This window comes from Halobaculum magnesiiphilum (genome assembly GCF_019823105.1).
GTDB lineage: Archaea > Halobacteriota > Halobacteria > Halobacteriales > Haloferacaceae > Halobaculum > Halobaculum magnesiiphilum.
This window is the reverse complement of record NZ_CP081958.1, coordinates 540,465-564,696: the sequence shown is the minus strand read 5'-3', so window position 1 is coordinate 564,696 and position 24,232 is coordinate 540,465. Positions and strand designations below refer to the sequence as shown.

Annotated in this window: 22 protein-coding genes; 10 read left to right on the top strand and 12 right to left on the bottom strand. The window is 67.1% G+C overall.

All coding sequences use genetic code 11. The features are described from left to right. Positions 1-333: 333 nt before the first annotated feature. Positions 334-513, top strand: coding sequence for a hypothetical protein (locus tag K6T50_RS02935; protein ID WP_222607937.1), 180 nt, complete (start codon positions 334-336; stop codon positions 511-513). Positions 514-990: 477 nt separating this feature from the next. Here the strand turns inward: K6T50_RS02935 and K6T50_RS02930 are convergent, their stop codons facing one another. The 5 genes from K6T50_RS02930 to K6T50_RS02910 all read right to left on the bottom strand — a co-directional run bounded on the left by K6T50_RS02930 (position 991) and on the right by K6T50_RS02910 (position 6,447). Continuing rightward, the gene (locus K6T50_RS02930) at positions 991-1,413 is read right to left on the bottom strand and encodes a DUF5658 family protein (RefSeq protein WP_222607936.1); all 423 of its coding nucleotides are present in this window, start codon (positions 1,411-1,413) and stop codon (positions 991-993) included. A 175-nt stretch (positions 1,414-1,588) separates the two neighbouring features. Further along, complete coding sequence (locus K6T50_RS02925; RefSeq protein ID WP_222607935.1) at positions 1,589-2,608, bottom strand: DUF5305 family protein; 1,020 nt, start codon at positions 2,606-2,608, stop codon at positions 1,589-1,591. A gap of 157 nt (positions 2,609-2,765) precedes the next feature. Further along, positions 2,766-4,892, bottom strand: a complete 2,127-nt coding sequence (locus K6T50_RS02920) for a PKD domain-containing protein (RefSeq protein WP_222607934.1) — start codon at positions 4,890-4,892, stop codon at positions 2,766-2,768. 123 nt (positions 4,893-5,015) lie between these two features. After that, positions 5,016-5,525, bottom strand: a complete 510-nt coding sequence (locus K6T50_RS02915; RefSeq protein ID WP_222607933.1) for a hypothetical protein — start codon at positions 5,523-5,525, stop codon at positions 5,016-5,018. Between the two features lie 244 nt (positions 5,526-5,769). Continuing rightward, entirely contained in the window at positions 5,770-6,447 is a 678-nt protein-coding gene (locus K6T50_RS02910; RefSeq protein WP_222607932.1) for a hypothetical protein, read from the bottom strand. A gap of 721 nt (positions 6,448-7,168) precedes the next feature. On the opposite strand from K6T50_RS02910, the gene K6T50_RS02905 reads away from it, so the two are divergent. Next, positions 7,169-7,744 carry a DUF7344 domain-containing protein gene (locus K6T50_RS02905; RefSeq protein ID WP_222607931.1) on the top strand — a complete coding sequence of 192 codons (576 nt, stop codon included), beginning with the start codon at positions 7,169-7,171 and terminating at the stop codon, positions 7,742-7,744. Between the two features lie 19 nt (positions 7,745-7,763). Here K6T50_RS02905 and K6T50_RS02900 read toward each other — a convergent pair whose 3' ends face one another. The 3 genes from K6T50_RS02900 to K6T50_RS02890 all read right to left on the bottom strand — a co-directional run bounded on the left by K6T50_RS02900 (position 7,764) and on the right by K6T50_RS02890 (position 11,359). Then, the gene (locus K6T50_RS02900; protein ID WP_222607930.1) at positions 7,764-8,696 is read right to left on the bottom strand and encodes a DUF835 domain-containing protein; all 933 of its coding nucleotides are present in this window, start codon (positions 8,694-8,696) and stop codon (positions 7,764-7,766) included. 91 nt (positions 8,697-8,787) lie between these two features. Continuing rightward, positions 8,788-10,104, bottom strand: a complete 1,317-nt coding sequence (locus K6T50_RS02895) for a hypothetical protein (protein ID WP_222607929.1) — start codon at positions 10,102-10,104, stop codon at positions 8,788-8,790. Positions 10,105-10,201: 97 nt separating this feature from the next. Further along, positions 10,202-11,359, bottom strand: a complete 1,158-nt coding sequence (locus tag K6T50_RS02890) for a S26 family signal peptidase (protein ID WP_222607928.1) — start codon at positions 11,357-11,359, stop codon at positions 10,202-10,204. Positions 11,360-12,256: 897 nt separating this feature from the next. Here K6T50_RS02890 and K6T50_RS02885 point away from each other — a divergent pair. From K6T50_RS02885 to K6T50_RS02875, 3 genes are all read left to right on the top strand, one after another. Continuing rightward, positions 12,257-12,481 carry a hypothetical protein gene (locus tag K6T50_RS02885; RefSeq protein ID WP_222607927.1) on the top strand — a complete coding sequence of 75 codons (225 nt, stop codon included), beginning with the start codon at positions 12,257-12,259 and terminating at the stop codon, positions 12,479-12,481. 92 nt (positions 12,482-12,573) lie between these two features. Continuing rightward, positions 12,574-13,812 carry a mandelate racemase/muconate lactonizing enzyme family protein gene (locus K6T50_RS02880; RefSeq protein ID WP_222607926.1) on the top strand — a complete coding sequence of 413 codons (1,239 nt, stop codon included), beginning with the start codon at positions 12,574-12,576 and terminating at the stop codon, positions 13,810-13,812. 341 nt (positions 13,813-14,153) lie between these two features. Further along, a complete protein-coding gene (locus K6T50_RS02875) occupies positions 14,154-15,836 on the top strand; it encodes an integrin alpha (RefSeq protein WP_222607925.1) in 1,683 nt (560 codons plus the stop codon). A 43-nt stretch (positions 15,837-15,879) separates the two neighbouring features. Here K6T50_RS02875 and K6T50_RS02870 read toward each other — a convergent pair whose 3' ends face one another. The 3 genes from K6T50_RS02870 to K6T50_RS02860 all read right to left on the bottom strand — a co-directional run bounded on the left by K6T50_RS02870 (position 15,880) and on the right by K6T50_RS02860 (position 18,999). Then, positions 15,880-16,533 (bottom strand): hypothetical protein, encoded by a 654-nt coding sequence (locus K6T50_RS02870; RefSeq protein WP_222607924.1) that lies wholly within the window; start codon positions 16,531-16,533, stop codon positions 15,880-15,882. Then, positions 16,523-17,602 (bottom strand): DUF3179 domain-containing protein, encoded by a 1,080-nt coding sequence (locus K6T50_RS02865; protein WP_222607923.1) that lies wholly within the window; start codon positions 17,600-17,602, stop codon positions 16,523-16,525. Before K6T50_RS02865 ends, K6T50_RS02870 begins: the two co-directional genes overlap by 11 nt. Before the next feature lie 140 nt (positions 17,603-17,742). Further along, positions 17,743-18,999, bottom strand: coding sequence for a Glu/Leu/Phe/Val family dehydrogenase (locus tag K6T50_RS02860; RefSeq protein WP_222607922.1), 1,257 nt, complete (start codon positions 18,997-18,999; stop codon positions 17,743-17,745). 211 nt (positions 19,000-19,210) lie between these two features. On the opposite strand from K6T50_RS02860, the gene gdhB reads away from it, so the two are divergent. Then, the gene (gene gdhB, locus K6T50_RS02855; protein WP_222607921.1) at positions 19,211-20,527 is read left to right on the top strand and encodes a glutamate dehydrogenase GdhB; all 1,317 of its coding nucleotides are present in this window, start codon (positions 19,211-19,213) and stop codon (positions 20,525-20,527) included. A gap of 43 nt (positions 20,528-20,570) precedes the next feature. Here the strand turns inward: gdhB and K6T50_RS02850 are convergent, their stop codons facing one another. Next, entirely contained in the window at positions 20,571-21,455 is an 885-nt protein-coding gene (locus K6T50_RS02850) for an HpcH/HpaI aldolase/citrate lyase family protein (RefSeq protein WP_222607920.1), read from the bottom strand. A 133-nt stretch (positions 21,456-21,588) separates the two neighbouring features. On the opposite strand from K6T50_RS02850, the gene K6T50_RS02845 reads away from it, so the two are divergent. The 4 genes from K6T50_RS02845 (at position 21,589) to K6T50_RS02830 (ending at position 24,205) form a co-directional block, all read left to right on the top strand. Next, entirely contained in the window at positions 21,589-22,062 is a 474-nt protein-coding gene (locus tag K6T50_RS02845) for a MaoC family dehydratase (protein WP_222607919.1), read from the top strand. Between the two features lie 123 nt (positions 22,063-22,185). Further along, the gene (locus K6T50_RS02840) at positions 22,186-22,878 is read left to right on the top strand and encodes a hypothetical protein (RefSeq protein WP_222607918.1); all 693 of its coding nucleotides are present in this window, start codon (positions 22,186-22,188) and stop codon (positions 22,876-22,878) included. 53 nt (positions 22,879-22,931) lie between these two features. Further along, positions 22,932-23,603, top strand: coding sequence for a PH domain-containing protein (locus K6T50_RS02835; protein WP_222607917.1), 672 nt, complete (start codon positions 22,932-22,934; stop codon positions 23,601-23,603). Then, on the top strand, positions 23,600-24,205 hold the full coding sequence (locus K6T50_RS02830) for a PH domain-containing protein (RefSeq protein WP_222607916.1): 606 nt from the start codon (positions 23,600-23,602) through the stop codon (positions 24,203-24,205). The genes K6T50_RS02835 and K6T50_RS02830 overlap by 4 nt, the downstream gene beginning before the upstream one ends. The last annotated feature ends 27 nt before the right edge of the window (positions 24,206-24,232 follow it).

The window sequence follows — 24,232 nt, the reverse complement described above, 5'->3', positions numbered from 1 at the left end:
CGCGTTCGTCGGGGTAAAGGATGGCGGTCGTGTCAACATCGCGGTCGCGGGTGCGAACAGGGACGTCCGGAGTCAGCCGTCGGGCGGCGTTCGGAATCGGCGACTCTCGGCTCACGTCGTATACACGACAATCCCGGAATCGTCGGCGATCGCGACCCTGACCCGCTGTCGGCGTGTCTCGAAGCGAATGCGGTTCACGAACCGCCGATCGTCGTCGAGGAATTGTGGGAGGGCTCCTCCCACGACGGCGATCGTGTTAGCGAAATCCTGTGGAACTATCGATGGTTCCCCGACGAACGCTTATGAATCCTGGTCGCCACAGTCGAATGGAGTATGGGATTGTTCAGCAGGTTGGGACGGCAGGTTGAACAGTTCAAGCGGAGCGCGAAGGAGGCGGCCGAGGAGGAAGCCGAGTACCGGTGCCGGACGTGTGACGCGCGATTCCACGCCGATCACGACCTGTGTCCCGAGTGCGGTGCCGACGCGGTCGTCTCGACTATCTCCGATGAATAGCTCAGCAACTCAATAACAGCAGGTGGTTCACAGCGCTGTCTATTTTACCGATATCGCAGGCGAACCCACCGCGGGCGAGCGCAGCGAGCAAACGGGCCGACGACGGAGCGGATGGCGGCTCCGCCGCCTGAAGTCGTTCGAAAGGCGCGAGGCGCCTTTCGTGATGCTGCCGGAACGCTCCGCGTTCCGGCCGCTGACCAGACGCCGCCGGCGTCTGGTAATGACGAGAGACGGCTTCGCCGTCTCTCGAACCACGAGGGAGGAGTGCTTTTTCACCAGCTTTTGCCGAGGGTCGGCGAAGCCGGCCGCAGTGGAAAAGGTGGGTGGGCACGGTCTAATTGATCATCGCCTCGAGATGTGTTTGAGTATCTAGCGCTGGGTTCGGTCGATCGTCGTTGTAATCGTTGCGAATGCGTTGTACCTGCCGGCGAGCGCTCTCTGGACTGCCCCGTCAACAGGACTGAAAGCGATCGGAACTCACAGCAGCAGCCATATAGACACGTTGTCGGCGATCAGCACCGCATTCTGATACGCGGCGTACGAGTAGATCATGGAGAGAGTTCCATACGCGCCGAACCGCAGGCACACTGTGGCCGCTTCGGACCCAGTCTGCCGATACAGTTCGCATCCACCCAACTCGACGACGGTGGCTGTACAAAACACGACGGTGAACCCGAACACGACGACGCCAACCACCGTTCCCATACTCTGAAACACACTCTGTGCGATCGGATTGAGTTCGGTGATTCCCGGTATGAACAGTAGCCCCACAGCTGTCGTCACCACGTCTGCGATCTTGCTGACGACGAGGAGTGTGAGACCGGATACGAGAAACGTCCTGTTGCGGCGATCGACCGATCGAAATCGTATTCGTCGATAATTTCGGGATCGCTGTGACACACACCTACACCACCTCAATTAAATGTGTAATTACAATTGAATGTTTCTATCATATTTATGATGTACTACTCTCCCCTCCGATTCGGCCAGACACCGCTACACGTACATCGTTCGAAGCATCGGAGCTGGGTCGCCGGATGCGAACAGGAGGTCTCGTCGGCGGGGCTTCATTCGGTTACACGTCGAGCCAGTCGGCGACCACGTCCTCGTTCGGGGAGAAGAAGTAGACGAGGTCGCCCTCGATGACCGCGTACACCTCCAGATCGCGGTCGTGGATCACTCGTTTGCTGGAGTCGATCGCGATGTCGACGAGGTCCTCCAGCGAGTCCGTCCGAACGTACTCCTTCTCGCGTTTGGTCGGGATCTCGCCGTTGGAGATCCACTCATCGTAGCGATCGCGGGCTACCTGCGTCTCGATGGCAGTCACATCGACCAGCGTGGGCGCCCGACGAACGAGTACGCCGGCGACGAGCAGGACCACTCCGAGGACCGCGAGGAGACCCACGAGTCTCATGTTCGGGGATCCGACCTCCCGAGTGGTGACAGTCCTGCTGTGTGTTCTACTGTCCGAGATGTCGCCATCGACCCAGTAGGCGCCGCCAGTGATCACGAGCGGCGCGCTGGTGTTGAACTCGCCCGTGTAGTCGGTGGTGTTGTACGAGACATCCAGCGTGACGAGCACCCGGAACGTCCCCACGGGCGCGGCGGACTGAACAGTAGCGACCTCAGACCTGAACTGCGAGACGTTCAGCGTCGCGTTCCGCTCGTAGTTCCCGTCCGAGACGGTCGCCCGTCCGCCCGAGAGCACGGTTGCGTTCTCGTAGAACACTTGATCTGCACGCGTTCCCCTGATGACGACCTGTAGTCGATGCTCGACGGTGACCTGCCGGTCGTCGGGAACCGAGGCCTCGACGTGGAGCGTGAGGTCCGGGCTCGCGGACGTGAAGTACACCGGCATGTTCCGGAGACGCGTCCCGCGGTCGTACAGCGTCTCGTTGCCGGTGACGACGGCGCTAGTGTCGACGCCGGCCGCCACTTGCTGTCGGTTCGTCTCCTCGGTCACCTGCTCGGTCGGCGGCGTCAGGTACACGTAGCCGGCGCCGGCGAGCGACGCCGCGCCGACAACGGCGACAACGGCTGCGATGAGCAGGCCGTTGCGGGCGAGCTGGAGCTTGAGTTGGTCTCCGACGGCCATCTATGCGTGCCCTCCTCGCGCCGGAACAGTCGGTGGCGTGGCCGGCGTCCGTCGGTCGTCGGAGGACGACACCATTCGTCGAGGCCAACTCCCTCGGACAGCATATCGTTTTTGCATCACGTCGCAGAACAGCGACGGCGGGCCGTCCGGTGCCCTGTCAGTCGGCTGGCCGACCGCTCTCGACGCCTCCCTCGACGGCCGACTCCGGGCCGGGCGCGACTACGCGCCTGACGATGTCCTCTGCGTTCCGGTCGTCGACCGCGCGGACACGGACGGTGAACTCCGCGTTCGGCCGGACGGGTCGATCGGAGAACCCGGGGACCAGCTCCGGTGCCGACTCGTATTCGTACACGTCCTCGACGTCGATCCGTTTGCGCCCGAGCGTCTCGCCGACCTCGTCGGTGATGTCGAGCTCCACACGGTCGAGGCCTGCCCCGAACGCCTCTATCTCCAGACGGCCGATCCGGAACAGATTCCGGTCGGCGTCCCAGGAGATGTCCGTACAGACGATCACGTCAGGGCGGCGGCGCCGGTCGGCGAGTATCCACTGCCACAGCCGTCCCACCAGCGGCACCGGCGAGGGGATCGCCGCGGGCAACCGGTAGTACGCGAGCAGGCTGAACGCCGCCAGCGCGCCCGTGAGGACGACCAGCCACTCCAGCACGGGGAATCCCTCGCCGACCACTGTTCCTCCGTCCCCGCCGCTGCCACGGGTGGCTGCGCCGACGACGATCACCGCCTCGTCGCTGTCGTTGGCGCCGTACTCGTCCTCGGCGACCGCGCGCACCGTCTGCGTACCCTCAGAGAACGTGTAATTCACGCTCTCGCCGGTGGCCTCAGTGCCGTTCGGGAGTTCCCACCTGACGGTAGCGTTGCCCACCTCGTCAGTCACGTTCGCCGTGAGCGTGACCGTCTCCCCGGTGGAGACGTTCTCAGGGCGGTCGATCTCGACGACGGGGTCGTCATTGACGACGATCCGTCGGGTCGTCGTGTCGCTGTCACCGTCCGAGTCGGTCACGGTCAACGTGACGTTGTAGATCCCGGGTTCATCGAACGCCGTCCGGACGTTGTCTCCGTTCACAGTCGTCCCGTCCGGAAGCGTCCAGGTGTAGGTGACTTCCGGACGCTGGAACACCGCAAACACACTGAACCCCGGCGTCCGTGTCCGCAGGACCACCGAGTCGTCCGTCTCGGAGGCGACCGTGGTTTCGAGCAGTTGCCACCCGCGCGAGGTGAGCCGACCGATACGGGCGTCCTCGGGAGCTGTGTCCCCGAGGCGGTCTTTGTCGATCCGGATACTCACCGACGCGGGGCCGTTCTCGAACCGCCTCGGAACGGTGATGTTCACCGCCTTCACGATCCGCTCGTTCCGGTCGATGCCCCGAGTGGTCTTGATCAGCGACTCCGTACCCGTGAACTCGACAGTCTCGCCGACTCCAGTGACGATGTCGACCCTGGACGGGCCCGGGTCGTCGGTTTCGTCGAGTCCGCCGAACCTGGCTCGGTCGCTGATGACCGCGGTCGGCGGCTCCTCCCCGGGCACCCCGCTGTCGCTCAGACTCGTCGGGTTGACCTCCTCGACGGATACGTCGATCGCCTCGCCGGTGTCTGTCTCGGCGGCTACGTCGTCGGCGCCGACGGGGATATCGCCGGTATCGTTGTCGTCGGTGTCGTTGCCGTCACCCGCTCCGGCCCCCGGGGCGCCCGAGTTGCCACCGCCGCTCCCGGCGCCGGGCTGCCCGCCGGTGCCGTCGCCGGGCGGCGTCTCGTTGATGCGGGTCTGCAGCGTGATCGTCCGGAGGATCGTGTCGCCCGCGGCGGTGTTGCTTCCGCGGGTGTTGATGGCCATCGAGACGCTGATCTGCTCGCCCGGGGCGAGCGTGAGAGCGCCCTCGGAGCCGTCGATGGCGCGCTGTCCGACGCTGAACTCGTTGACGAGGCCCCCCTCCATCGTCCGGTAGAGGGTGACGGAGTCGTTCGCGTCGTGGGTGATCCACACAGTCCGGTTCTCCGAGCCGGTGTTCTCCATGACGAACACGTCCTGGATGACGGTGAGGCTCTCGTCGTTGACCCCGGGGTTCGTGATGTCCACGGTGAGGTTGCCCTGGTCGTTGATGCTGGCGTAGTCGCCGTTCGCCCCCTCGGAAGGCCGGAGCGTCACACCTTGGTCGGAGAATACGTCGTCCGTGGGAGCTGCCGCGGACGCGAGCAGAAACTGGCCGGGGACTGCCACCACCGCGACGAGGAGGAGGACGGACGCCAGTCTCGCGGCGGTGGTGTTCATCGTGGGTACTGTGTAGTGTGGGTGCGGTCAAGCGGCTATGCGATGCTGGCGAAGGCCCGCAGAGGGGACCGAGGAAGGGGCGGTGTCTACTCCGCCTAACCGATTTTATCGAACGCTACGAGATTATGCCTCGCTGCTGTCAGCGTTTATCTCGATCGTAAAGCTGAATCCCTCAGATTCCGTGATCGATTGGGATGGAATATCAAACACCAGACCAAAGGCGATGGACTCACCGGGTGTGAGTGTAGTAGTTTCGCTGATGGTGTTGTTGCCACCATCAACCGCGGTGACACCCCAATTTTCCGGAAGGTCACTAAAGCTGATGGTCAGTTCCACGTCCTCGTCTCCGTTGTTGGTGATGTCGGCTATGGGCGTGAGTGACGTTGTGGCATTCTGGTTTAGACCATGTGAGCTATTACCAAACTCGAACGTTGCCTCACCGTCATCAGTGTTCAGATTGGCTAAGGACGTGCTTTCGTTCTCCGTGATTCCTATCAGTGCGGAACTGTCTCCGCTCACTTCAACATTCGCTGTACGATCCGCCTGCACCGTCGTGAACGCACCGCTCGCAGTCACCAGCCCGATGGCGGCGAAGATCGTGAGCAGCGCGAACAGCTTTCCTTTGGGTCTCATATCGTGTGTACCTCGTGTGTGTTTCGCCCGTTCGGTCCACCGCGGGACCCGTCGAGGCTTAGTTCCACCATACACCCGTTTCTCCTTTGTATGACCGGCCTACTCGAACGGTACACTTCCCTACTCCGGCCGAGACAGTGCGGTAGGCGTGCCTACTCGGTCGGAATCGCACGTTTCAGCGAAGAATCGCCGAATCGGCGGTCGCCGGCACGACCCTTGCCGTCAAGGGTCCGCTCGGGACGCGCTACGGGTCCGTGCCGTCGGCGACGTCCGTTTTCGTCAGCGAGTCCGTGACGATACCGTTGTCGTTGACGACCTCCACCGTGATCTCGTAGGTGTCGCCGGCGACGCCGCCCTGGTCGTACGTGACCGTCCCGGTGGGCTCGTCGGTGCTCGTCTCGGTCGTATCTGCCCACGAATTGGACTGGTTGTCGAACGTGACCCGGACCTCCTGGAGGTTGCTCGTTTTGTCCACTTCGTAGTCGACGACGTAATGGGCCGTGTTGTACTGCTCGTTGTCGGTGATCGTGAAGTCGACGACCACCGGGTCCTCCGGTCCCCCGCCGATGCTGTCGTTGTCCGGAGGATCGTTGCCGTCGGCGACGTCCGTGATAGTTCGTTGGATCGCCAGCCCGTTGGCGTCGTAGACCCGCATGTCGAACTCGTATCTGGACCCGGCCGTGCCGCCGTCGGATCCCGACGCCGGGATTCGGAAAATGTGCTCGTAATCCGTGCTCGTGTACGTTCGCGTCTGTACCCAGTTCAAGTCGAGGTTCCGTACTACGAGTTCGTACGACTGGAAGTTGTCGATGTTCTGGAGCCGATAGGAGAGATAATACAGCGCGTTGTCGTTCGCCGTTCGGTCCTCCAGACGCCGGAGGAAGTTCCGGACACCCAGGCTCCGGCGGAGCTCGACGCTCACCGACGATCCGTCGGTTGCGGAGATATCGACGGTCAGGGCGTTATCCCCCGCCGAGACGTCGGCGGAGAGGTCCACGGTGAACGTCTGAGACGCGCCTGGCGCTACCGAGGTACTACTGGGTGACACCGTTCCCGAGGCGTTGACCAACCCGACGGATATCGTGAGCGAGGTACCCGTATTGTTGGAGATCGTGACCAGCTCCTCCCCGCTTTCACCTGCGTCAACGTACGGAGGGATCGAGAGCCCGAGGTACGCGTCAGAATCTCCGGCCACGTTTATCTTGGTCTCTCGACCGGCCCGCATCGAGGAGTAGGCGCCCGAGGCCGTGACGAATCCGCCGGCTACCGAACCGGCTGCCAGCAGGAGGAAGAGCCGGCGTCCGAGCCGATTCTTTGAGCCACGGCCTCTGCGCCCCATGGCTAAATAGAGTCGCTGTTGGGCATTAAGTCTTGGTTACCGTACGGCGAATCAGCTCACATGAAATGGAATTTCAAAGCGATCTACCGTGCGAATACGTTGGATCCGACCAGATCGAGGTCCCGCCACAGTGACCGACACCCGACACAGTTGTGCGTCACCGATCCCCCATCGGATCGATTCGACTGTCACAGCCCGAACAGAATGGACATATTTAAATCGAATTCATACAGTTTCCTTGTGACGCGAGGGAGCTATCACGTCATCACTGACGATGCCGGCCAATCGACTAGACGATCTCGGCGTGAGCACACCCACGGATGACCAACGGAACGTTTCGCCCGACACGCTCTACTCCGTACTTTCCAACCGTCGCCGCCGATACACGCTCCACTACCTCAAGCAGCGCGAGGAACCGGTGAGCGTACAGGAACTGGCCGAACAGGTCGCCGCGTGGGAGAACGACAAGCAGCCGAACGAGATCACCTCCAAGGAGCGCAAGCGGGTCTACGTCTCGCTGTATCAGTCGCACCTCGACACGCTCGACGGGGAGGGCGTCGTCGAGTACGACAGCGACGCCGGGACGGTTCAGCTCTCCGACCGCATGCGTGCGGTCGACATCTACCTCGAGGTCGTCCCGAAGGAGAGCGTCCCGTGGAGCCTCTACTACGCCGGCTTGTCGGCGGCGAACGCGATCGTGCTCGCGCTGGCGTGGCTGGAGGTCCGCCCGTTCGACGCGGTACCGGACCTCGCGTGGGGGGCGGTCGTGTTGGCGAGCTTCGCGCTGTCGGCGTTCGCGCAGCTGTACTCCAGCCGTCAGATGCGCCTCGGTGACGAGGGGCCGCCGCCGGACGTAAACTTGGGCGGGAGCGAGGCGTGAACGGTCGCGAAACCGCGGCCTAATCGTTCCTCGAGGGTCGGAGGCTGCCGGTTTCCGTGACGTACATCGTGTCGTCGAACACCTGTCGGAGGGTCCGGATCGTCTCCTCGTCGGTCGCCGCCGCGTCGGCGTGGTAGTGGGCGGACCCGCCGAGGGCCCCGACCCGACCGGTCAGCGTGGTGAGGAACCGAAACAGCCGTTCTACGTCGACGTACTCCAACAGATCAGTGATCGCGTCGAAACACAGGACGGGGGTGAGATCGCGGTCCTCCGCCTCACCGAGCCGTCGACTGATCGAGATACCGAGTCGGGTGAGGTCCGTGGGGCTCCTGACGCCGGTCCGCACGACCTGCGTCCGTCCCTGTTCGGTCGAGATCGTCTCGGTTCGTCCATCCCGGTTGTGCCCCCCGATCCGGATGAACGTCACCTGTGCCGGAAGGTCGCCGTGTTGCGTCCGCCAGTCGGCGAGCCAGTCGCTCGCGATGTCGGTGAACGTGACGACGACGACACCCAGTTCGCGGGAAGGCGCTCGGGCGAGACACTCGAAACAGGGCCCCTGCGAAATGTCCCCATGGGAATCGATGAGCATCACGTTTCGCGCCTCGGACAGCACCTCGTCCGCACGGAAGGCCTCGTCCGACACCGAGAGGTCCGAGGAGAGCTCTTCCCACGAGAACTGCTCGTCGGAGTCGTCAGAGCCGGTCGGCTCGTCGCCGCTCGACTCGTGGGACGACGACCCCGACAGCGACAGGTCCAGCCCGATCCCGTCGTCTCCGCTCCCCTCGTCCGGGTCAGCGTCCCTTCGATCCCGCGGCTCTCCGTCTGGCTCTCCGTCGGCCCGATCGTCCGTGGTGTCGCCGCCGGCGATGCGGTCCGCCAGCTCGGCGAGGGAACTGCGCGGCCGCTCGTCGCCTTGATCCTCTTCTTCGTCGGCTGTAGTCTCGTCGTCCACGGTAGTCCCACGCTGATAGTTTGTGATCGATCCCGCGAGGGCTGGTGAACGCCCACTTCAGTCGCATCAGAGGGATCGAGGGGCCGGGACGTTATCGATCCCAGTCGAAACCCTCCCCGGCCGCTTCCTCGCCATCGTCCTCGTTCGCATCGGCGTGCGTTCCGGACCCCGTCTCCGTCCCGTCCTCGATGTCGGCCCGATCTCCGTCGGTGTCGGAGCTCCGGTCCCCGGTTGGTCGAATATCGTCGCTCAGGTCGATCTCGCTCGCTATCCCTGACGATCTCTCGCCTGCTTCCCCCGTCCGGTCAGCAGGCTCGGCGGAATCGTCTCCCTCGTCAACCGCGGCGGGGTCGTCTGGTGGACCGGTTCTAGTCGACTCGTCCGTCAACGCGGCGTTCTCCGCTGCCTCGGCGGAGTTCCCACGGTCCGGGTGGAGCGGCTCGCGAGGGTCCGGGTTCCGGGATCTTCGGACCGAGAGCGTGTTCGACCCGAACAGCCACGATCTCGGCTCCAGCGAGATGAACTCGGCGCCGCAGTGCGGACACCGGGGCTCCGGGAGGACGCCGAGGTCCACCGAGCCGTCGCACTCGTCGCACTCGGCCGAGCGAATTCCCTCGGCGCTCGCAGTCCGCTTCAGCTTCGTAAGCCGCTCGTCCACGCGGCTCCGCTCCCGGTCCTCCCCGTGGCTGCGGGCCCGCTCGAGTGAGCGCTCGAGCTCGTCGGTTCGGTCGAGGAGGTGCCGAAGGATCCGCTCGATGTGGCCGAAGTCCTCGGAGACCTCCGAACGAAGCGTGTCTTGGTCCTCGCGAAGTTGCTGTACCTCGCGTGCGACCTCAGGAACGGCGTCCTGCAGTCGCTCGACGGTGCCCGCATCGGGCGCCTCCCTGTCGATCTCCTCGACGTAGTTCCGAAGCCGGTCGACCGTGTCGGCCAGCGCTCCCGTTCGGTCGTCGAGCGCGTCTAGCCGGTCGTCGAGCGTGTCGAGCTTGGCGTCGGTCCGCTCGTCGTCCGACTCCTCGTCCGCCTCGTCGGCGAGCAATTCGACGATGCGGTCGATCTTCGCGGAGAGCTGCGCCAGCTCCGGGTCGGGCTCCCCCTGCCGGTCTCCTTCAGGTTCCGACGGATCCGGTTCGTCGTTCCCGAATCTCGAAACCCCAGGGGTGAGGGAATCGGCGCCGAGGTCGGGGAGATCGGACCCGAAGCCGAGCGGCTTCGACCGATCGATGGCATCGTCGCGGGATGGGTCCTCGAACTCGTCGATCAGCCAGTAGGCGGAGAGCATTCGATCGAGGACCTCCTGTTCGGTCATCCCCGTTTCGTCGGCGACTTCCCGGATCCAGGAGCCGAGCACCTTTTCGTCGATCCGGCCGGGTCGGCCTCCCCGATCCGGATCTCCGTTCTCGCTCATTGCAACCTACAGGTGTATACCAAACCAGACATTTAAGATTAGGCGTTAGTCATCCCCGTTCCGCACAGAATAAAACAACCGCGCCACGAGGAACGGATCACCTGAGCCGGCGTCTGATCCGGTCGAGCGTCGAGACGTTCGGATTGCGCGAGTCGAGACGGATCACGCCGGACCCGACGACCGCGACCGCGACGAGCACGAACAATCCACAGACAAGTGCGTTGATCGCGAGGATCGGCGCCCACGGGTGGATCGCGTACAGCGAGTCGATAACGTCGGCGGGGAGTAGCGCGAGATACCGGTGTTCAACGAACCCTCGATCGTACACGCCGGTCCGGTCCGGGACGGAGATGGAGACGCTGACGTTCGCCTCCTCGCCGCCCGCAAGCCGGACCCGCTGTGGCTCGATACTCACACCTTCGCTCGCTGGTTCCAGGTATACGACGACGGGCGTGATCCCCGGGTTCGGGATCCGATAGGTGAGTTCCTCCGTCCCGCCAACCGGGATGACGCGGATCCCGGCGGCGTCGCTCTGGGAGCTGACGACCTCGAAGGTCCTCTCCCCGCCGGTGAAGATCATACTCGCCGTGAGCACGAGCGCCAACACGAGCGCCAACACGAGGACGATCGTCCAGACGTTCGCCATCCCCGTCGACCGTCGGACGGCGCCGCGAACGCGCTCCCGGCTCCGCGCGCCGAGCACTGCAGTGAGCGCGTATCCCGCGACGCCGACGGCGAACAGCACATACGCCAGTCCCTGCGTGCCGAGGAGCGCACGGGTTCCGAGTGCCACCGCCAACTGCTGCTGGGCGCCGGTGATGAGGTCGCCGACACCCGTTACAAGGACCCCCAGATTCGGAACGACGACCACGTCGCCGCCGACTTGCCATGCTACCGCGACGACCTGCGAGCGCGACACCGGCGGCTCGGACCCGTCCTGATCGGTGACTGGGTTGGCGTCCCCTTTCGTGATGAACCCCTCCTCTGTTTGACCGACCACTCGGTGGGTCGTGAGTCCGCCGCCGTTGAGCTCGCGTGCCTCGAAGGTGACGACGTCTCCCTCCTCGATCGGCCCGGCGAACGCGGGGGGGATGGCGACGAAGCCATCGCCGGGCTGGAGCGCCGGGGCCATGCTGCCCGTGGAGACGTATCCGAGGAGCACGGGCTGGCCCATGAGCTGTCCGACGAGCAGCAGGGCCACAACCACGAGTAGGGCTCCCCCGAGAAGGGTCCCGACGATGCTTCGAACACCCATCGCGGTGGACAACGTCGCCCGATCGGATAAACAGTAGGCGGATCTCGAACAGCCGGGCGACGAGCAGCGCGCTGTTCACGGCGGGGAAGGCGTACACGTGCGAGCGTCTTCGGTACCTCCGATCGGAAGCAGCGACGGTACGTGGGTGATCCCGTACGTCGGTACGCCTCACAGGCGGAGAATTCGACGACCAGGCCGTCGCCAGTACGACCCTTGTTCCGAGCCCCCTGAACCGTTGACGGCTCTCACCTCCCGGAAGACGACCACCGCGATGAGGGAGAATTCGGGTAGATCTGGGATCAGCGTCACCCCGACGGCGTCCGTGAGGATGTCAGCCGCCTTCGTTGCCGACAGCAGCAGGAACCCCAGCGCGAGGAACAGTCGGGTTCGACTCGCTCGTGGTCATAGCTGTATGTTGCCCCGTGGCCGACTGGGTCGTCACCGAACCTCTGGGATATGTTCACACACCAGATGGGAGGTTCGGCTGCCGGAATGGTACTGTCCAATCGAGCACCGCCTCGAGGGGCGTTTGAGTAGGTAGCGGTTGGTTCGGTCGATCATGGTTGTACCGGTGGCGAAGGTGTTGTAACCAACGTCGAACACTCAATGAACACCCATACGAAAATGAGTGAATGCCGTCGATTCGCATCGAACCAGTCCGGAACTGAGTAGGTCTGCGAGTGGCACGATCACCTCTCATTGCGAGCTGCTCGCTTCTCAAACTCTCTGAACGAGACAGGGACCGTGGTGCGCTCCTGTGAAGCGATCGAAATTTGATCACCGAACAGGAAGCGACTGTCACCTTCGGCAGTCCTTCGTGGTGACACGCGTAGCCGTCGTGACAACACTCGGGATTCCGTGTCCTTTAGCACACAAGAACGTGTCAGGCCCACCACCGTGTCCTCCCGCCGTCCGTTCGACGAGACCAAATCCCTGATCGCGGCGATCCTCGGCGTGCCCGCGCTCGCCGGACTGGTGTACCTCCTGCTCGTCGCCGTCAACGTCGCCTGGCGCGACTACGGCCTCGCGGTCGGCGCCGTCGTCTTCGTCGTCGGGTTCGTCGCGCTCTCGTACGGCGCCTACCGCGCCGTCGAGCTCGTCCGCTCGTCGGGCGGTCGCTGAATCGTTCCGCCGGGGTACCGCCGACCGTCCCTCGCGACCGACCCCCGCGAGAGACTGCCAACCTTTACACTAATGCGAGTAAACAGGCGAGTATGAGCAGGAACTACGACTCGCTCCACGACCCGAACGCGGAGTACACGATGCGGGAGCTGTCGAGCGGGACGATGGGCGTGACGGCGAAGCGAGGCGGCGGCCGCGACGTGGAGATCACGGACGTGCAGTGCACGATGGTCGACGGGAACTTCCCGTGGACGCTCGTGCGCGTGTACACCGACGCGGGCATCGTCGGCACCGGGGAGGCGTACTGGGGCGCCGGCGTCCCCGAACTCATCGAGCGGATGAAGCCGATGGTCGTCGGGGAGAACCCCCTCGACATCGACCGCCTGTACGAGCACCTCATCCAGAAGATGAGCGGCGAGGGGACTGTCGAGGGTGTCACCGTCACCGCCATCTCGGGCATCGAGGTCGCGCTCCACGACCTGGCGGGCAAGATCCTCGAGGTCCCGGCCTACCAGCTGCTCGGGGGCAAGTACCGCGACGAGATGCGGGTGTACTGCGACTGCCACACCGAGGAGGAGGCCGACCCCGAGGCGTGTGCCGACGAGGCCGAGCGCGTCGTCGAGGAGCTGGGCTACGACGCCCTCAAGTTCGACCTCGACGTGCCCTCCGGCTTCGAGAAGGACCGCGCGAACCGCCACCTCCGGCCGGGCGAGATCCGCCACAAGGCCGAGATCGTCGAGAAAGTGACCGAGCGCGTCAAGGACAAAGCGGACGTGGCGTTCGACTGCCACTGGACGTTCTCGGGCGGCAGCGCCAAGCGCCTCGCGGACGCCATCGAGGAGTACGACGTGTGGTGGCTGGAGGACCCCGTCCCGCCGGAGAACCTCGAGGTGCAAGAGGAGGTCACCAAGTCCACCGTCACGCCGATCACGGTCGGCGAGAACCGCTACCGCGTCACCGAGGAGCGCCGGCTCATCGAGAACCAGGCGGTCGACATCATCGCCCCCGACATGCCCAAGGTCGGCGGCATGCGCGAGACCCGCAAGATCGCGGACGTGGCGAACCAGTACTACGTCCCGGTCGCGATGCACAACGTCTCCTCGCCGGTCGCGACGATGGCCAGCGCCCACGTCGGCGCCGCCATCCCCAACTCGCTGGCCGTCGAGTACCACTCCTACGAGCTGGGCTGGTGGGAGGACCTCGTCGAGGAGGACGTGATCGAGGACGGCTACATCACGATCCCCGAGGAGCCCGGGATCGGCCTCACCCTCGACATGGACACCGTCGAGGAACACATGGTCGACGGCGAGACCCTGTTTGACGAGGCGTAAGTCGAAGTCAAATCGAAAATCTCCGATTTTCGTAGTTCGATGAGGCGTAAGCTTCATCGAACTCGAAACGCTCAGATTTTCTTCGAACTCACGGTGCGAATCGCAGAGCGCTACGTGTCACGGTCGAGCGCCGCACCCGACACTGACCCGAGTTGGCCGACCGTACCCGAAGACTGCGCCGTCCTCCTCGTGTTCGGGTTCACGTCGGTGTCTCTCGATCGCGAGCCGTCCCCTGGATAACCGACCGAAAGCGGACGTTTCGCCACGTACTGTGACGCTACTCGTCCCGGCGCGTATCGAGTCAACTTCATAACAAAACTCCCGCGTCGCGTGCGGGTTCCATGGTCACTAGCGACGACGAACTCAACGGGGCCGAACTCGGCGGCGGTGAACCGGACGATGGGGAGCGTGATCGACGGTTCGAGGCGATGAGACGGGTTCCGGCGGCGGTCATCGTGATGGTCGCGGTGCTGGTGGTTGCACCCGCGGTCGGCGTCACCGGGCTCGCGGCCGCGACCGACGTGGGCACGGAGATCGGTGACCCTGCTGCCGACCGGGCATCCTCGACGGGCGGCGGACCCGCCGGCGTCGCCGGCGGCGGGATCGACCTCGGGGACGCCGACACGCTGATCGTCGGCGACGAGCGGGCCGACTACGCAGGCTGGTCCGTCGCGGGCGTGGGCGACGTGAACGGCGACGGCCACGACGACCTGCTGGTCGGGGCGCCGAGCGCGGACACGAGCGAGAAGAACGGCGGGGCGGCGTACCTCTTTTACGGCCCCGTCGACGCCGACGAGATCGACGTCTCGGAGGCGGACCACACGTTCACGGCGCCCGACGAGAACGACGTGGCCGGCTGGGCCGTCGCCGGCGGCGACCTCGACGGTGACGAGTACAGCGACCTGATCATCGGGGTCCCGAGCGACGACGCCGAGGCGACCGACGCCGGCGCGGCGTACGTCGTCTACGGGGGCTCCGACATCGAAGATGGAAGTCTGCCGAACGTGGCCGACGTCCGACTCACGGGCGAGGAGAAGCGCGACCGCGCCGGCTTCGCGGTCGACGTGTTGAGCGCCGGCGACGGCGAGGGCGGCGCTGCGGTGGTCGGCGCGCCGGCCGCCGACCCGGCGGGCAACGCCTCCGGCTCGGTGTACGTCGTCGATCTCCGGGACGGCCCGGAGGAGACGAGCATCTCGCTGGCGGACGCCGACGCGACCTTCCACGGCGAGGACCGCGAGCACGTGGCCGGCTGGGCCGTCGCCGCCGGCGACGTGACCGACGACGATCGGTCGGACCTGATCGTCGGCGCACCCGGCAGCGACGCGGAGGGGACGGACGCCGGCACGGCGTACGTCGTCTCGGACGCCCTGGACGCCGACGGGGAGCGGAGCTTGGCGGACGCGACGGCGCGATTCGCCGGCGAGGCGAGAGGCGACAAGGCCGGCTGGGCCGTCGCCGTCGCCGGCGACGTGAACGGCGACGGCGCGGGCGACGTGGTGGTCGGCGCGCCGCACAACGACGAAGCGGGTCGCAACGCCGGCGCCGCGTACGTCGTCCACGGCGGCGACTTCGACGACGAGTCGCGGGCCGACGCGAGCCTCGCGGACGCCGACCGGACGCTGCTGGGAGAGCGACGCGGCGACCTCGCGGGATTCGCTGTCGCCGGCGTCGACGACTCCTGTGACGAGTACGCCGCCGTCCTTGTCGGCGCCCCCCACCACGACTCCGAGGCCGGACTCCTCGCGGGCGCAGCCTACCTCGTGACCGGCGACGACGACGGCCGGACGGTCGATCTGGCGGACGCGACCGCCACGTTCCTCGGCGACGATTCGGTCGACCGCGCCGGCTTCGCGGTCGCCGACGTGGGCGACGTGACCGACGACGACGTTCGCGACATCGCGATCGGCGCGCCGTTCGCCGACGACGGCGACCGCGACGCGGGCGAGACCGCCGTCGTCCCCGGGGACTGTGAGACGGCGGACGGCGAAGACGAAGACGATGAGGATGACGAGCGCGACGACTGAGCGGAACCGGGACGGGTAGCCGTACCTCGCGTTTCCCGGGCGATCACGCCTCGGCAGGCGATTTCGCCGGGAACTCACTCTCCGGCGATCGAACGTCCAGCCGCCACGCAGCCCACACCAGCGAGGCGACGAGCAGCAGCGCGGCGACGGGGCGGAGCCACGTGACCGCAGTCAGCGCCGCGCTCGTCGCCTGCACGCCGAGCGCGAGGAACACCAGCGGCCCGCAGCAGGCGGTCCCCGACAGCAGCGCCGGCACCCCCGCCGCGAGTCCCGAGGCAGGCGAGACCGCACACGCCGCGGGTCGACGCCACGCGAGCACCGAGAGCGCGAGGTTCGCGCCGACGAGCACGGCGAGCCCGAGGGCGACCGCGAGCGTCGCCGGCGCGAACAACGCCTCGACGGGGCCGACCCGAACGAGCGCGACGGCCTCGCCCCCGACCGCCCGAGCGACCGGCTCGGCGGCGACGATCACGTCGACGGCCGCGAATCTCGTCGTACCGTCCCCCGCCGCACCGTCGCCCGTCAGTCCCAGGTCGCCGACGGCGACCGCGTACACGAGGAGATACAGCACTGTCGACCCCGCGAGAACGGCGGCGGCGACACGGTCCCCCAGCGTCGCCGCGAGCGCCCGCCGGGTCCGGGCCGCCGCGGCGCCGAGGATCGGACGCGACGGGGCGTCGTCCGCCTCACGCGACATACTCCACCTCCGGATAGAAGCCGCCGGCGGCGTGCCACATCGCGTCGAAGCCGTACACACGCGAGAGCGGGAGGTCGTCCGCCCGGAAGCGCTCGCCGTCCACGGACACCCGACCGGGCTCCGCGAGCGACACGTCGACCCCGTCGGTGCGGTACACCCACCCGGTGTCGAGGCGCGGGTCGTACGCGGCGACCGCCGCGCCGTCGTCGCTCGCGAGCAGCCCGCGCTCGCGTAGCGCCGGCTTGTCGAACGCCAGCGCCCGGTCGGCGGTCCGCGCGGCGATCACGACGCGCTTGGCGTCCTCCTGTCGCTCCGCCCACCCATCGTCGAGTGACTCGAACAGCGGGCTCCCGCCGCCGTAGTAGCCGCTGGTCGGGTTGTAGTTGCCGTAGGGGTCCGAGCCGTACCGCTTGGCGTAGCCGGTCTCCTCGGTCAGCACCAGCGTGTCGGGGTGGGCCTCGCGCCAGCGCCCCCACGTCGTCCAGACGAGTCGGAACTCCCTGAGCTGGTCGCCGGAGAGCGGGCCGTCGACGGCCGTCGCGAGCACCTGCGGCCACCGGGAATCGGTCGCGCGGTCGTACATGACGAGGTTGTTGTTCACCAGCCGTCCGGAGACGCCGAGGGTCGTCTCGCCGCGCTCGAACCCCATCGCGGTGCCGGTGAGCGGGCAGTAGGTGACCGCGACCGGCGTCCCGTCGAGGGTGTCGTTGGCGATCTCGTGCCAGACGAGCACGCGCTGGGTGTACGCCTTCACGTCCTCGGCGCCGGCGTAGCCGAACACCACCTCGTCGTCGGCGAGTTCCGCATCGCTCGCGGGCGCGAACGACGGGTCGTCCACGGACGGGATGCCGTCCTTCCCGGGGCCGCCGTCGACGACGGCCTCCCGCACCGTCTCGCGATCCCACGGCTGATACAAGGGACCGTCACGTTGGGGGGGTCCCGACACGCCGCCGGCCGTGATTGCGCCGTCTCCGCGCCCGGAGATACCGCCCACACAGCCCGACAGCGCCGTGGATCCTGTGAGTCCGAGCGCCCCGAGCAGGCGTCGCCTCGTGAGCGCGCGTTGCATGTGAACACGAGGATGACCGCGACAATAGGGATAGTCCGGTCGTGCGAGGCGATCGCACGGGTTCCGATCCGCGAGACCGATTCCGTTCACGCGAAAGCGATTGCGGTTGCGAGAGACGGGGCGGTCGAGCCCTCGGCGCCTCAGGGCCAGTTGCCGCTGTCGGCGAACGCGTCGGCGACCCGCTGGACCGCGACGACGTACGCCGCCGTGCGGAAGTTCGGCAGGTCGAGCGACTCGTAGCTCTCGACCAGATCGTCGAAGGCGCTCACGATGTGGCGCTCCAGCTCCTCGTTGACCCGCTCCTCGGTCCAGTAGAACCGCTGGCGGTTCTGGACCCACTCGAAGTAGCTGACGGTGACGCCGCCGGCGTTCGCGAGAATGTCGGGGAACACGTGTACGTCGGCCTCGGTGAGCACGTCGTCGGCCTCCGGCGTGAGCGGCCCGTTCGCGGCCTCGACGATCACGTCAGCCTCCACGTCGCGGGCGAGGTCGCCGTCGATGGCGTTCTCCAGTGCGGCGGGCACGAGCAGGTCGACGTCCATCGTGAGCAGGTCCTCGTTCGAGAACTCTTCGTCGGCGCCGGCGTAGCCCGTCACCGAGCCCGTCTCGTTCTTGTGTTGCTTCACGTCGCGGGCGTCGAGCCCGTCCTCGGCGTAGACGGCGCCCGAGGAGTCGGAGACGGCCACGACGTTCGCGCCCATGTCCTCGATGAGATACGCCGCGATGTGGCCGGCGTTGCCGTACCCCTGGACGGCGACGCTGGCCCCCTCGATGTCCGTGTCGAGGTAGTCGAACGCCTCGCGGGCGGTGAGCATCGTCGACCGGCCCGTCGCCTCGACGCGCCCCTCCGAGCCGCCCGAGTCCAGCGACTTGCCGGTGACCACGCCCGGTTCGGTCGTGTTCTCCAGCGTCTCGTAGGTGTCCTTGATCCAGTTCATCTCCCGCTGGCCCGTGTTCACGTCCGGCGCCGGGATGTCTTTGTCCTCGCCGATGAACGGGCGCAGCTCCTCGGCGAACGAGCGGGTGAGCCGCTCGATCTCGGCGTCGGAGTAGTCCGAGGGGTCGAGGACGATCCCGCCCTTGCCGCCGCCGTAGGGGATGTCGACGACGGCGCACTTGTACACCATCCACCCCGACAGCGCCTTCACCTCGTCGCGCGTGACGCCCGGGTGATAGCGGATCCCGCCCTTGTACGGGCCGCGATCGCCGTTGAACTCCGACCGGAACGCCCGAAACCGCTCCAGCGACCCGTCGTCCAGCTCGACGGAGAGGTTCAACTCCAGCACTCGCTCGGGATGTTTCAGCCGTTCGAGCACGTCGTCGGCCACGTCGAGGTGCGCCGCCGCGTCGTCGACCTGCTCCTGGAGACTCTCGAAGGGGTTCGCTTGGTCGGTCATTGATCCCCCGTTCCGTCGGTCGGCGGTTATGTTTACCGGAGGACGGTCAACTGGCGTTACGACGCCCGAGGACGCCGGGAACCGTCGGGATCGCCTCGGATATTATTGAATATATATACCTTAGAAACAACCATACCATCAATACTATATTCATCTGTCTCCGACCGGCGGACATCGACGCCGCCGCGTCCGCGGCGGTCGACACCCCATCATGTCCACCGGAACAGCAGGCACCGGCGAGAAGCGCGTCGCCACCGACGAACAGCACGAGCCCGAATCGGCGCTGGAGACCGCGCGCCGGCAGTTGGAGCACGCCGCGGCCCACCTCGACGTCGACCCCGGCGTCATCGAGCGCCTCAAGCACCCGACGACGGTCCACCGCGTCGCGGTGCCGCTGGAGCGCGACGACGGCTCCGTCGAGGTGTTCACCGGCTACCGCGCACAGCACGACGACGTGCGCGGCCCGTACAAGGGCGGCCTGCGCTTCCACCCGGAGGTGAGCGAGGAGGAGTGCGTCGGCCTCTCGATGTGGATGACCTGGAAGTGCGCCGTGATGGACCTCCCGTTCGGCGGTGGCAAGGGCGGGGTCGTCGTCAACCCGAAGGAGCTGTCGACCGACGAGAAGGAGCGGCTCACCCGCCGGTTCGCCGAGGAACTGCGCAAGTTCGTCGGGCCCAAGAAGGACATCCCGGCGCCCGACATGGGCACCGACGCCCAGACGATGGCGTGGTTCATGGACGCGTACTCGATGCAGGAGGGCGAGACCATCCCCGGCGTCGTCACGGGCAAGCCGCCCGTCGTCGGCGGCTCGGAGGGACGCGAGGAGGCGCCCGGTCGCTCGGTCGCGATCATCACGCGCGAGGCGGCCCGGTACTACGACTTCGACCTCGACGGCCTCACCGTCGCCGTGCAGGGGTACGGCTCGGTGGGCGCCAACGCCGCCCGCCTGCTCGACGACTGGGGGGCGGACGTGGTCGCTGTTTCCGACTCCGGCGGCGCCGTTCACGACCCGTCGGGGCTCGATACGCACGCGATCCCGAGCTTCGCCGAGCAGCCGAACGCCGTCACCGAGTACGGCGCCGACGCCGACGGCGCCGACCTGCTCGACGAGGGGAACGACATCCTCGAACTCGACGTCGACGTGCTGATCCCGGCGGCCGTCGGCAACGTGATCACCGTCGACAACGCGAACGAGATCCGCGCCGACATCGTCGTCGAGGGCGCCAACGGCCCGACGACGTTCCCGGCCGACGAGATCCTCGCCGAGCGCGGGGTCCACGTCATCCCCGACATCCTCGCGAACGCCGGCGGCGTCACCGTCAGCTACTTCGAGTGGCTCCAGGACATCAATCGCCGCACGTGGACGCTCGAACAGGTCCAGGAGGAACTGGAGTCGGAGATGCTCTCGGCGTGGGACGCCGTCAGGGACGAGGTCGAGGACAGGGACGTCACCTGGCGCGACGCAGCGTACGTCGTGGCGCTCGACCGTATCGCGGAGGCGAAGAGCGTCCGCGGCCTGTGGCCCTGACCCGGTAGCGAACCGCCGAGCGACCCGGATCGAGGGCCGACCCTTACTGTCTCTCCTCTCCCTCCTCCTCCTCCTCAGTCTCCCACTCGTCCGCCAGCCTCGCGTACTCGCGGACCCGCTCGGCCTGCGCGACGAGCGGCGCGTCGATCATCTCGCCGTCGACCTCGAAGACGCCGCGATCGTCGGCGGCCGCCTCCTCGCGGGCGGCGAGCACGCGCCGGGCCCACGCGATCTCCTCGTCGTCGGGGGTGAACGCGTCGTTGATAACCGGCACCTGCGAGGGGTGGATCGCCATCTTGCCGTCGTAGCCGAGCGTCGCCGCGAAGCGAGTCTCCTCGGCGAGTCCCGCCTCGTCGCCGAAGTCGGTGTAGACGGTGTCGATCGCGTCGACGCCGGCGGCCGCAGCGGCCGTGACTGTCTTCTCGCGGGCGTACAGCACCTCCGTGCCCTCGTCGGTCCGCGTCGCGCCCAGGTCCGCCGAGAGGTCCTCGGCGCCGAAGGCGACCGCGTCGGTCGGCTTCGCGTCCGCGATCGCCTCGGCGCGGAGGACGCCGCGGGCGGTCTCGATCAGCGCGATCACGGGAACCCGACGGCCGTGCTCGCGGAGTTGGTCGCCGAGATGCTCGACCGCGTCTCCCGACTCCGCTTTCGGGAGCATCACCGCGTCGAAGGCGGCGTCACCGTCGTCCGTGAGGACCTCCAGATCGCGGTACGTCTCGGTGCCGGTGACGCGGACGCACACCTCGGCGTCCGGGTCGAAGTCGGGGTCGGAGAGCACGTCGCGGACGGCCGCCCGCGCCTCCGCCTTGCGGCCCGGCGCGACCGCGTCCTCCAGGTCGAAGACGATCGTGTCCGCCCCCGTCGCGGGCGCCTTCCGCATCAGCTCGGGGCGGTCGCCCGGCGAGAACATGACGCTGCGTCGTGGCATGGGTCGAGGTTCGTCGGACCGGCGTATCAATCCCGCCGACTGGGTCGCGGCGACCGCGGAGGCAGCGGCGGGTACCGGACACGACGGCGACGGTTCCCGCACGGTTTTCACCCGGCCGGCCGTCGGTCCACGCATGGCCGGCAAGTATTACGAGGAGTTCGAGGTCGGCGAGACGATCGTCCACGAGAAGCGCCGCACCGTCTCCGAGCGGGACAACCAGGTCTTCTGCGACATGACGATGAACCAGCAGCCGCTCCACCTCGATGCCGAGTTCGCGGCCGAGACGCAGTTCGGCGAGCGCCTGGTCAACGGCATCTACACGATGGCGCTGGCGACCGGACTCTCCATCCCTGACACCACCGACGGCACCATCGTCGCGAACCTCTCGTACGACGACGTGGAGCACCCGAACCCGGTGTTTCACGGCGACACGGTCCGCGCGGAGTCGACGGTGCTCGACAAGCGCGAGACCAGCGACGGCGAGCGCGGCGTCGTGACGATGCGCGTCGACGCGTACAAGCTTGATCCGGACGCAGACGACGGCGAGACGCTCGTGTGCACGTTCGAGCGGACCGTGCTGTCGCTGAAGCGCGAGCACGCCGAGTAGGTCGTCGGACGGTCGGACCGGCCGCGGTTCGATCCGATGTTCTCCGATCGCCCGGAGTAGGATTTTGTCGCTGTCTGATCGAAAACTGGTAGTGTCACCGGTGGAGGGGATCCGCCGCCGCACATGACGAGAAACGAACCCACGCGCGGACACGAGGCACATCGCGAGGCGGATCGGACGCTGAAGAACCCGGATCGGAACGATGCCGACGAAGACGCCGACCGCGTCGAGCACGTCGCCCGTCACATGGCACGCGAGCTGTGTGCAGGTTTCCGGTATCACGACCGGGGCGAACGGGACGCGGCCGTCGAGTCGTTCGGCGAGGTCGATCGCCGGCAGTTCGCCCACGTCGACGACGACACCGCGCGGCGCGCGGCCCGCGCGTACGTCGACGCGCTGTGGGCCAAAGACGAGTTGGAGACCGACCACATGGACGGCGACCGGATCGACCCCGAGTCGATCCGCGGCGGCGACTGGGGGCGCGTCTACGATGCGTTGGCCGAGCGTGCCGCCGTCGCCGACATCGACCGCGAGTACGCGACCGCGACGACCCGGGCGTGGCGCAACCACAAGGCGAACGGCGACTACTGGACGCCGATGTTGCGCGCGCAGTTGCTCGAATACCGCGCCGCGGTCGGCGACGAAGAGTACCCGACCAAGCCGAGCGACGGCCGCGAGGGGTTCGGCGCCGCGCCGGTTCGGTATCTCCTCGGGGTCGAACTTCACGACCGCCACACCACTGATCACTGGGAGGAGGCGATCCGCGTGATGGAGCCGTACTACCGCCGGATCCTCCTGTCCCACCGGGCGGACTGACGCGCGGCGCGTCGGCGCGGAATTTTATCACCTCCGACGCGGGAGCAACGGTCATGGAATCTCCCTCCACCGAGGACACGCTTCCTGACGGCTTCGACTGGCTCTCGCTCGACCCCGAGGAGGAGGTCGTCTGGACGGGCAAGCCGCACTCGATGAGCCTCGTCCCCGCGCTCGTCGTCGGCGTGCCCCTGTCGCTGGTGCTCGTCGGCATTCCGATCGTCGTCTCGGCGTACCTCTCGCGGGAGAACACGGAGTACGTGATCACCACCGAGGCGCTGTACAAGAAGCGCGGCGTCGTCTCCCGGGACGTGAAGCGGGTCGGCTTCGAGAAGGTGCAGGACACCTCCTACTCGCAGGACTTCTTCGGCACGCAGTTCGGCTACGGAAGCGTCGACATCTCCACGGCCGGCGGCTCGGGCGTCGAGCTCAGCTTCGACAGCGTCGCCGAGCCCAAGCGGATCCAGGAGCTGGTGAACGAGCGCATCCGCGCCCGCGACCGCCGCGGCGACGCCGGCGACGGGGAGACGAAAGCCGACGTGCTCGACGACATCCTCGGCGAACTGCGCGCGATCCGCGCGGCCGTCGAGGACGACGGCGCCGCCGCTGACGCCGCCGGGGACGACGTCGACGCCGACAACCGCGACGGCGAGGACGGCCCTGTCGGCGGCGATGGCGAGGGCCCCGACGCCGACGCGTCGTCGACAGCCGGCGACGACGACCGATGACCGCCGACGCGGAACCAGACGGTGTCGTCACCGACTGGGCCGTTCCGGCGTCGGTCACCGTCGACGACGACGAGGTCGTGCGCTGGACCGGGCGGCCGCGGCTCTCGGCTGCGGCTCCGGCCGGCCTCGTCGGGCTGCTCGTCGCCGGTGGCGGAATGGCGGTCGCCGTCGGGCCGGCGGCGACGAGCCGCTTCGGGCTCGCGATCGCGGCGCTCGCCGTCCTCGTCGGCCTCGCGATCCCCGGGGTCGCGGTGCTGTCGCTCGTGAACACCCGGTACGTCCTCACCGACCGCGCGGCGTCGGTGAAGACCGGGATCGTCGGCCGGCGCGTCGCCCGTGCGCGGCTCTCGATGGCCGAGAACACCGCGTACGAGCAGTCCGTCACCGGATCGCTGTTCGGCTACGGGACGGTGAAGCTGGAGACGGCCGGCGGCGACCTCGCCTTCCGCCGCGTCGACGACCCGCAGGCGGTGCGGTCGCTCGTCGACGAGCACACGCGATCCGGGCGGAAAGGCGAGACGGAGTCGATCCCGGGTTCGATCGACTCGTGGCGGGCCGTCCGCGAGGAGGTCGGACGGCTCCGCGCGGCGCTCGATCGGTGAGCCGGCACCGTTCGCTGACCACGAGCG

Coding starts and splice junctions, on each gene's coding strand:
- K6T50_RS02835 (WP_222607917.1), top strand. CDS start 22,932: ATGGAATCTCCCTCCACCGAGGACACGCTTCCTGACGGCTTCGACTGG.
- gdhB (WP_222607921.1), top strand. CDS start 19,211: ATGTCCACCGGAACAGCAGGCACCGGCGAGAAGCGCGTCGCCACCGAC.
- K6T50_RS02865 (WP_222607923.1), bottom strand. CDS start 17,602: ATGCAACGCGCGCTCACGAGGCGACGCCTGCTCGGGGCGCTCGGACTC.
- K6T50_RS02850 (WP_222607920.1), bottom strand. CDS start 21,455: ATGCCACGACGCAGCGTCATGTTCTCGCCGGGCGACCGCCCCGAGCTG.
- K6T50_RS02860 (WP_222607922.1), bottom strand. CDS start 18,999: ATGACCGACCAAGCGAACCCCTTCGAGAGTCTCCAGGAGCAGGTCGAC.
- K6T50_RS02870 (WP_222607924.1), bottom strand. CDS start 16,533: ATGTCGCGTGAGGCGGACGACGCCCCGTCGCGTCCGATCCTCGGCGCC.
- K6T50_RS02880 (WP_222607926.1), top strand. CDS start 12,574: ATGAGCAGGAACTACGACTCGCTCCACGACCCGAACGCGGAGTACACG.
- K6T50_RS02925 (WP_222607935.1), bottom strand. CDS start 2,608: ATGGCCGTCGGAGACCAACTCAAGCTCCAGCTCGCCCGCAACGGCCTG.
- K6T50_RS02915 (WP_222607933.1), bottom strand. CDS start 5,525: ATGAGACCCAAAGGAAAGCTGTTCGCGCTGCTCACGATCTTCGCCGCC.
- K6T50_RS02830 (WP_222607916.1), top strand. CDS start 23,600: ATGACCGCCGACGCGGAACCAGACGGTGTCGTCACCGACTGGGCCGTT.
- K6T50_RS02895 (WP_222607929.1), bottom strand. CDS start 10,104: ATGAGCGAGAACGGAGATCCGGATCGGGGAGGCCGACCCGGCCGGATC.
- K6T50_RS02840 (WP_222607918.1), top strand. CDS start 22,186: ATGACGAGAAACGAACCCACGCGCGGACACGAGGCACATCGCGAGGCG.
- K6T50_RS02845 (WP_222607919.1), top strand. CDS start 21,589: ATGGCCGGCAAGTATTACGAGGAGTTCGAGGTCGGCGAGACGATCGTC.
- K6T50_RS02890 (WP_222607928.1), bottom strand. CDS start 11,359: ATGGGTGTTCGAAGCATCGTCGGGACCCTTCTCGGGGGAGCCCTACTC.
- K6T50_RS02875 (WP_222607925.1), top strand. CDS start 14,154: ATGGTCACTAGCGACGACGAACTCAACGGGGCCGAACTCGGCGGCGGT.
- K6T50_RS02935 (WP_222607937.1), top strand. CDS start 334: ATGGGATTGTTCAGCAGGTTGGGACGGCAGGTTGAACAGTTCAAGCGG.
- K6T50_RS02920 (WP_222607934.1), bottom strand. CDS start 4,892: ATGAACACCACCGCCGCGAGACTGGCGTCCGTCCTCCTCCTCGTCGCG.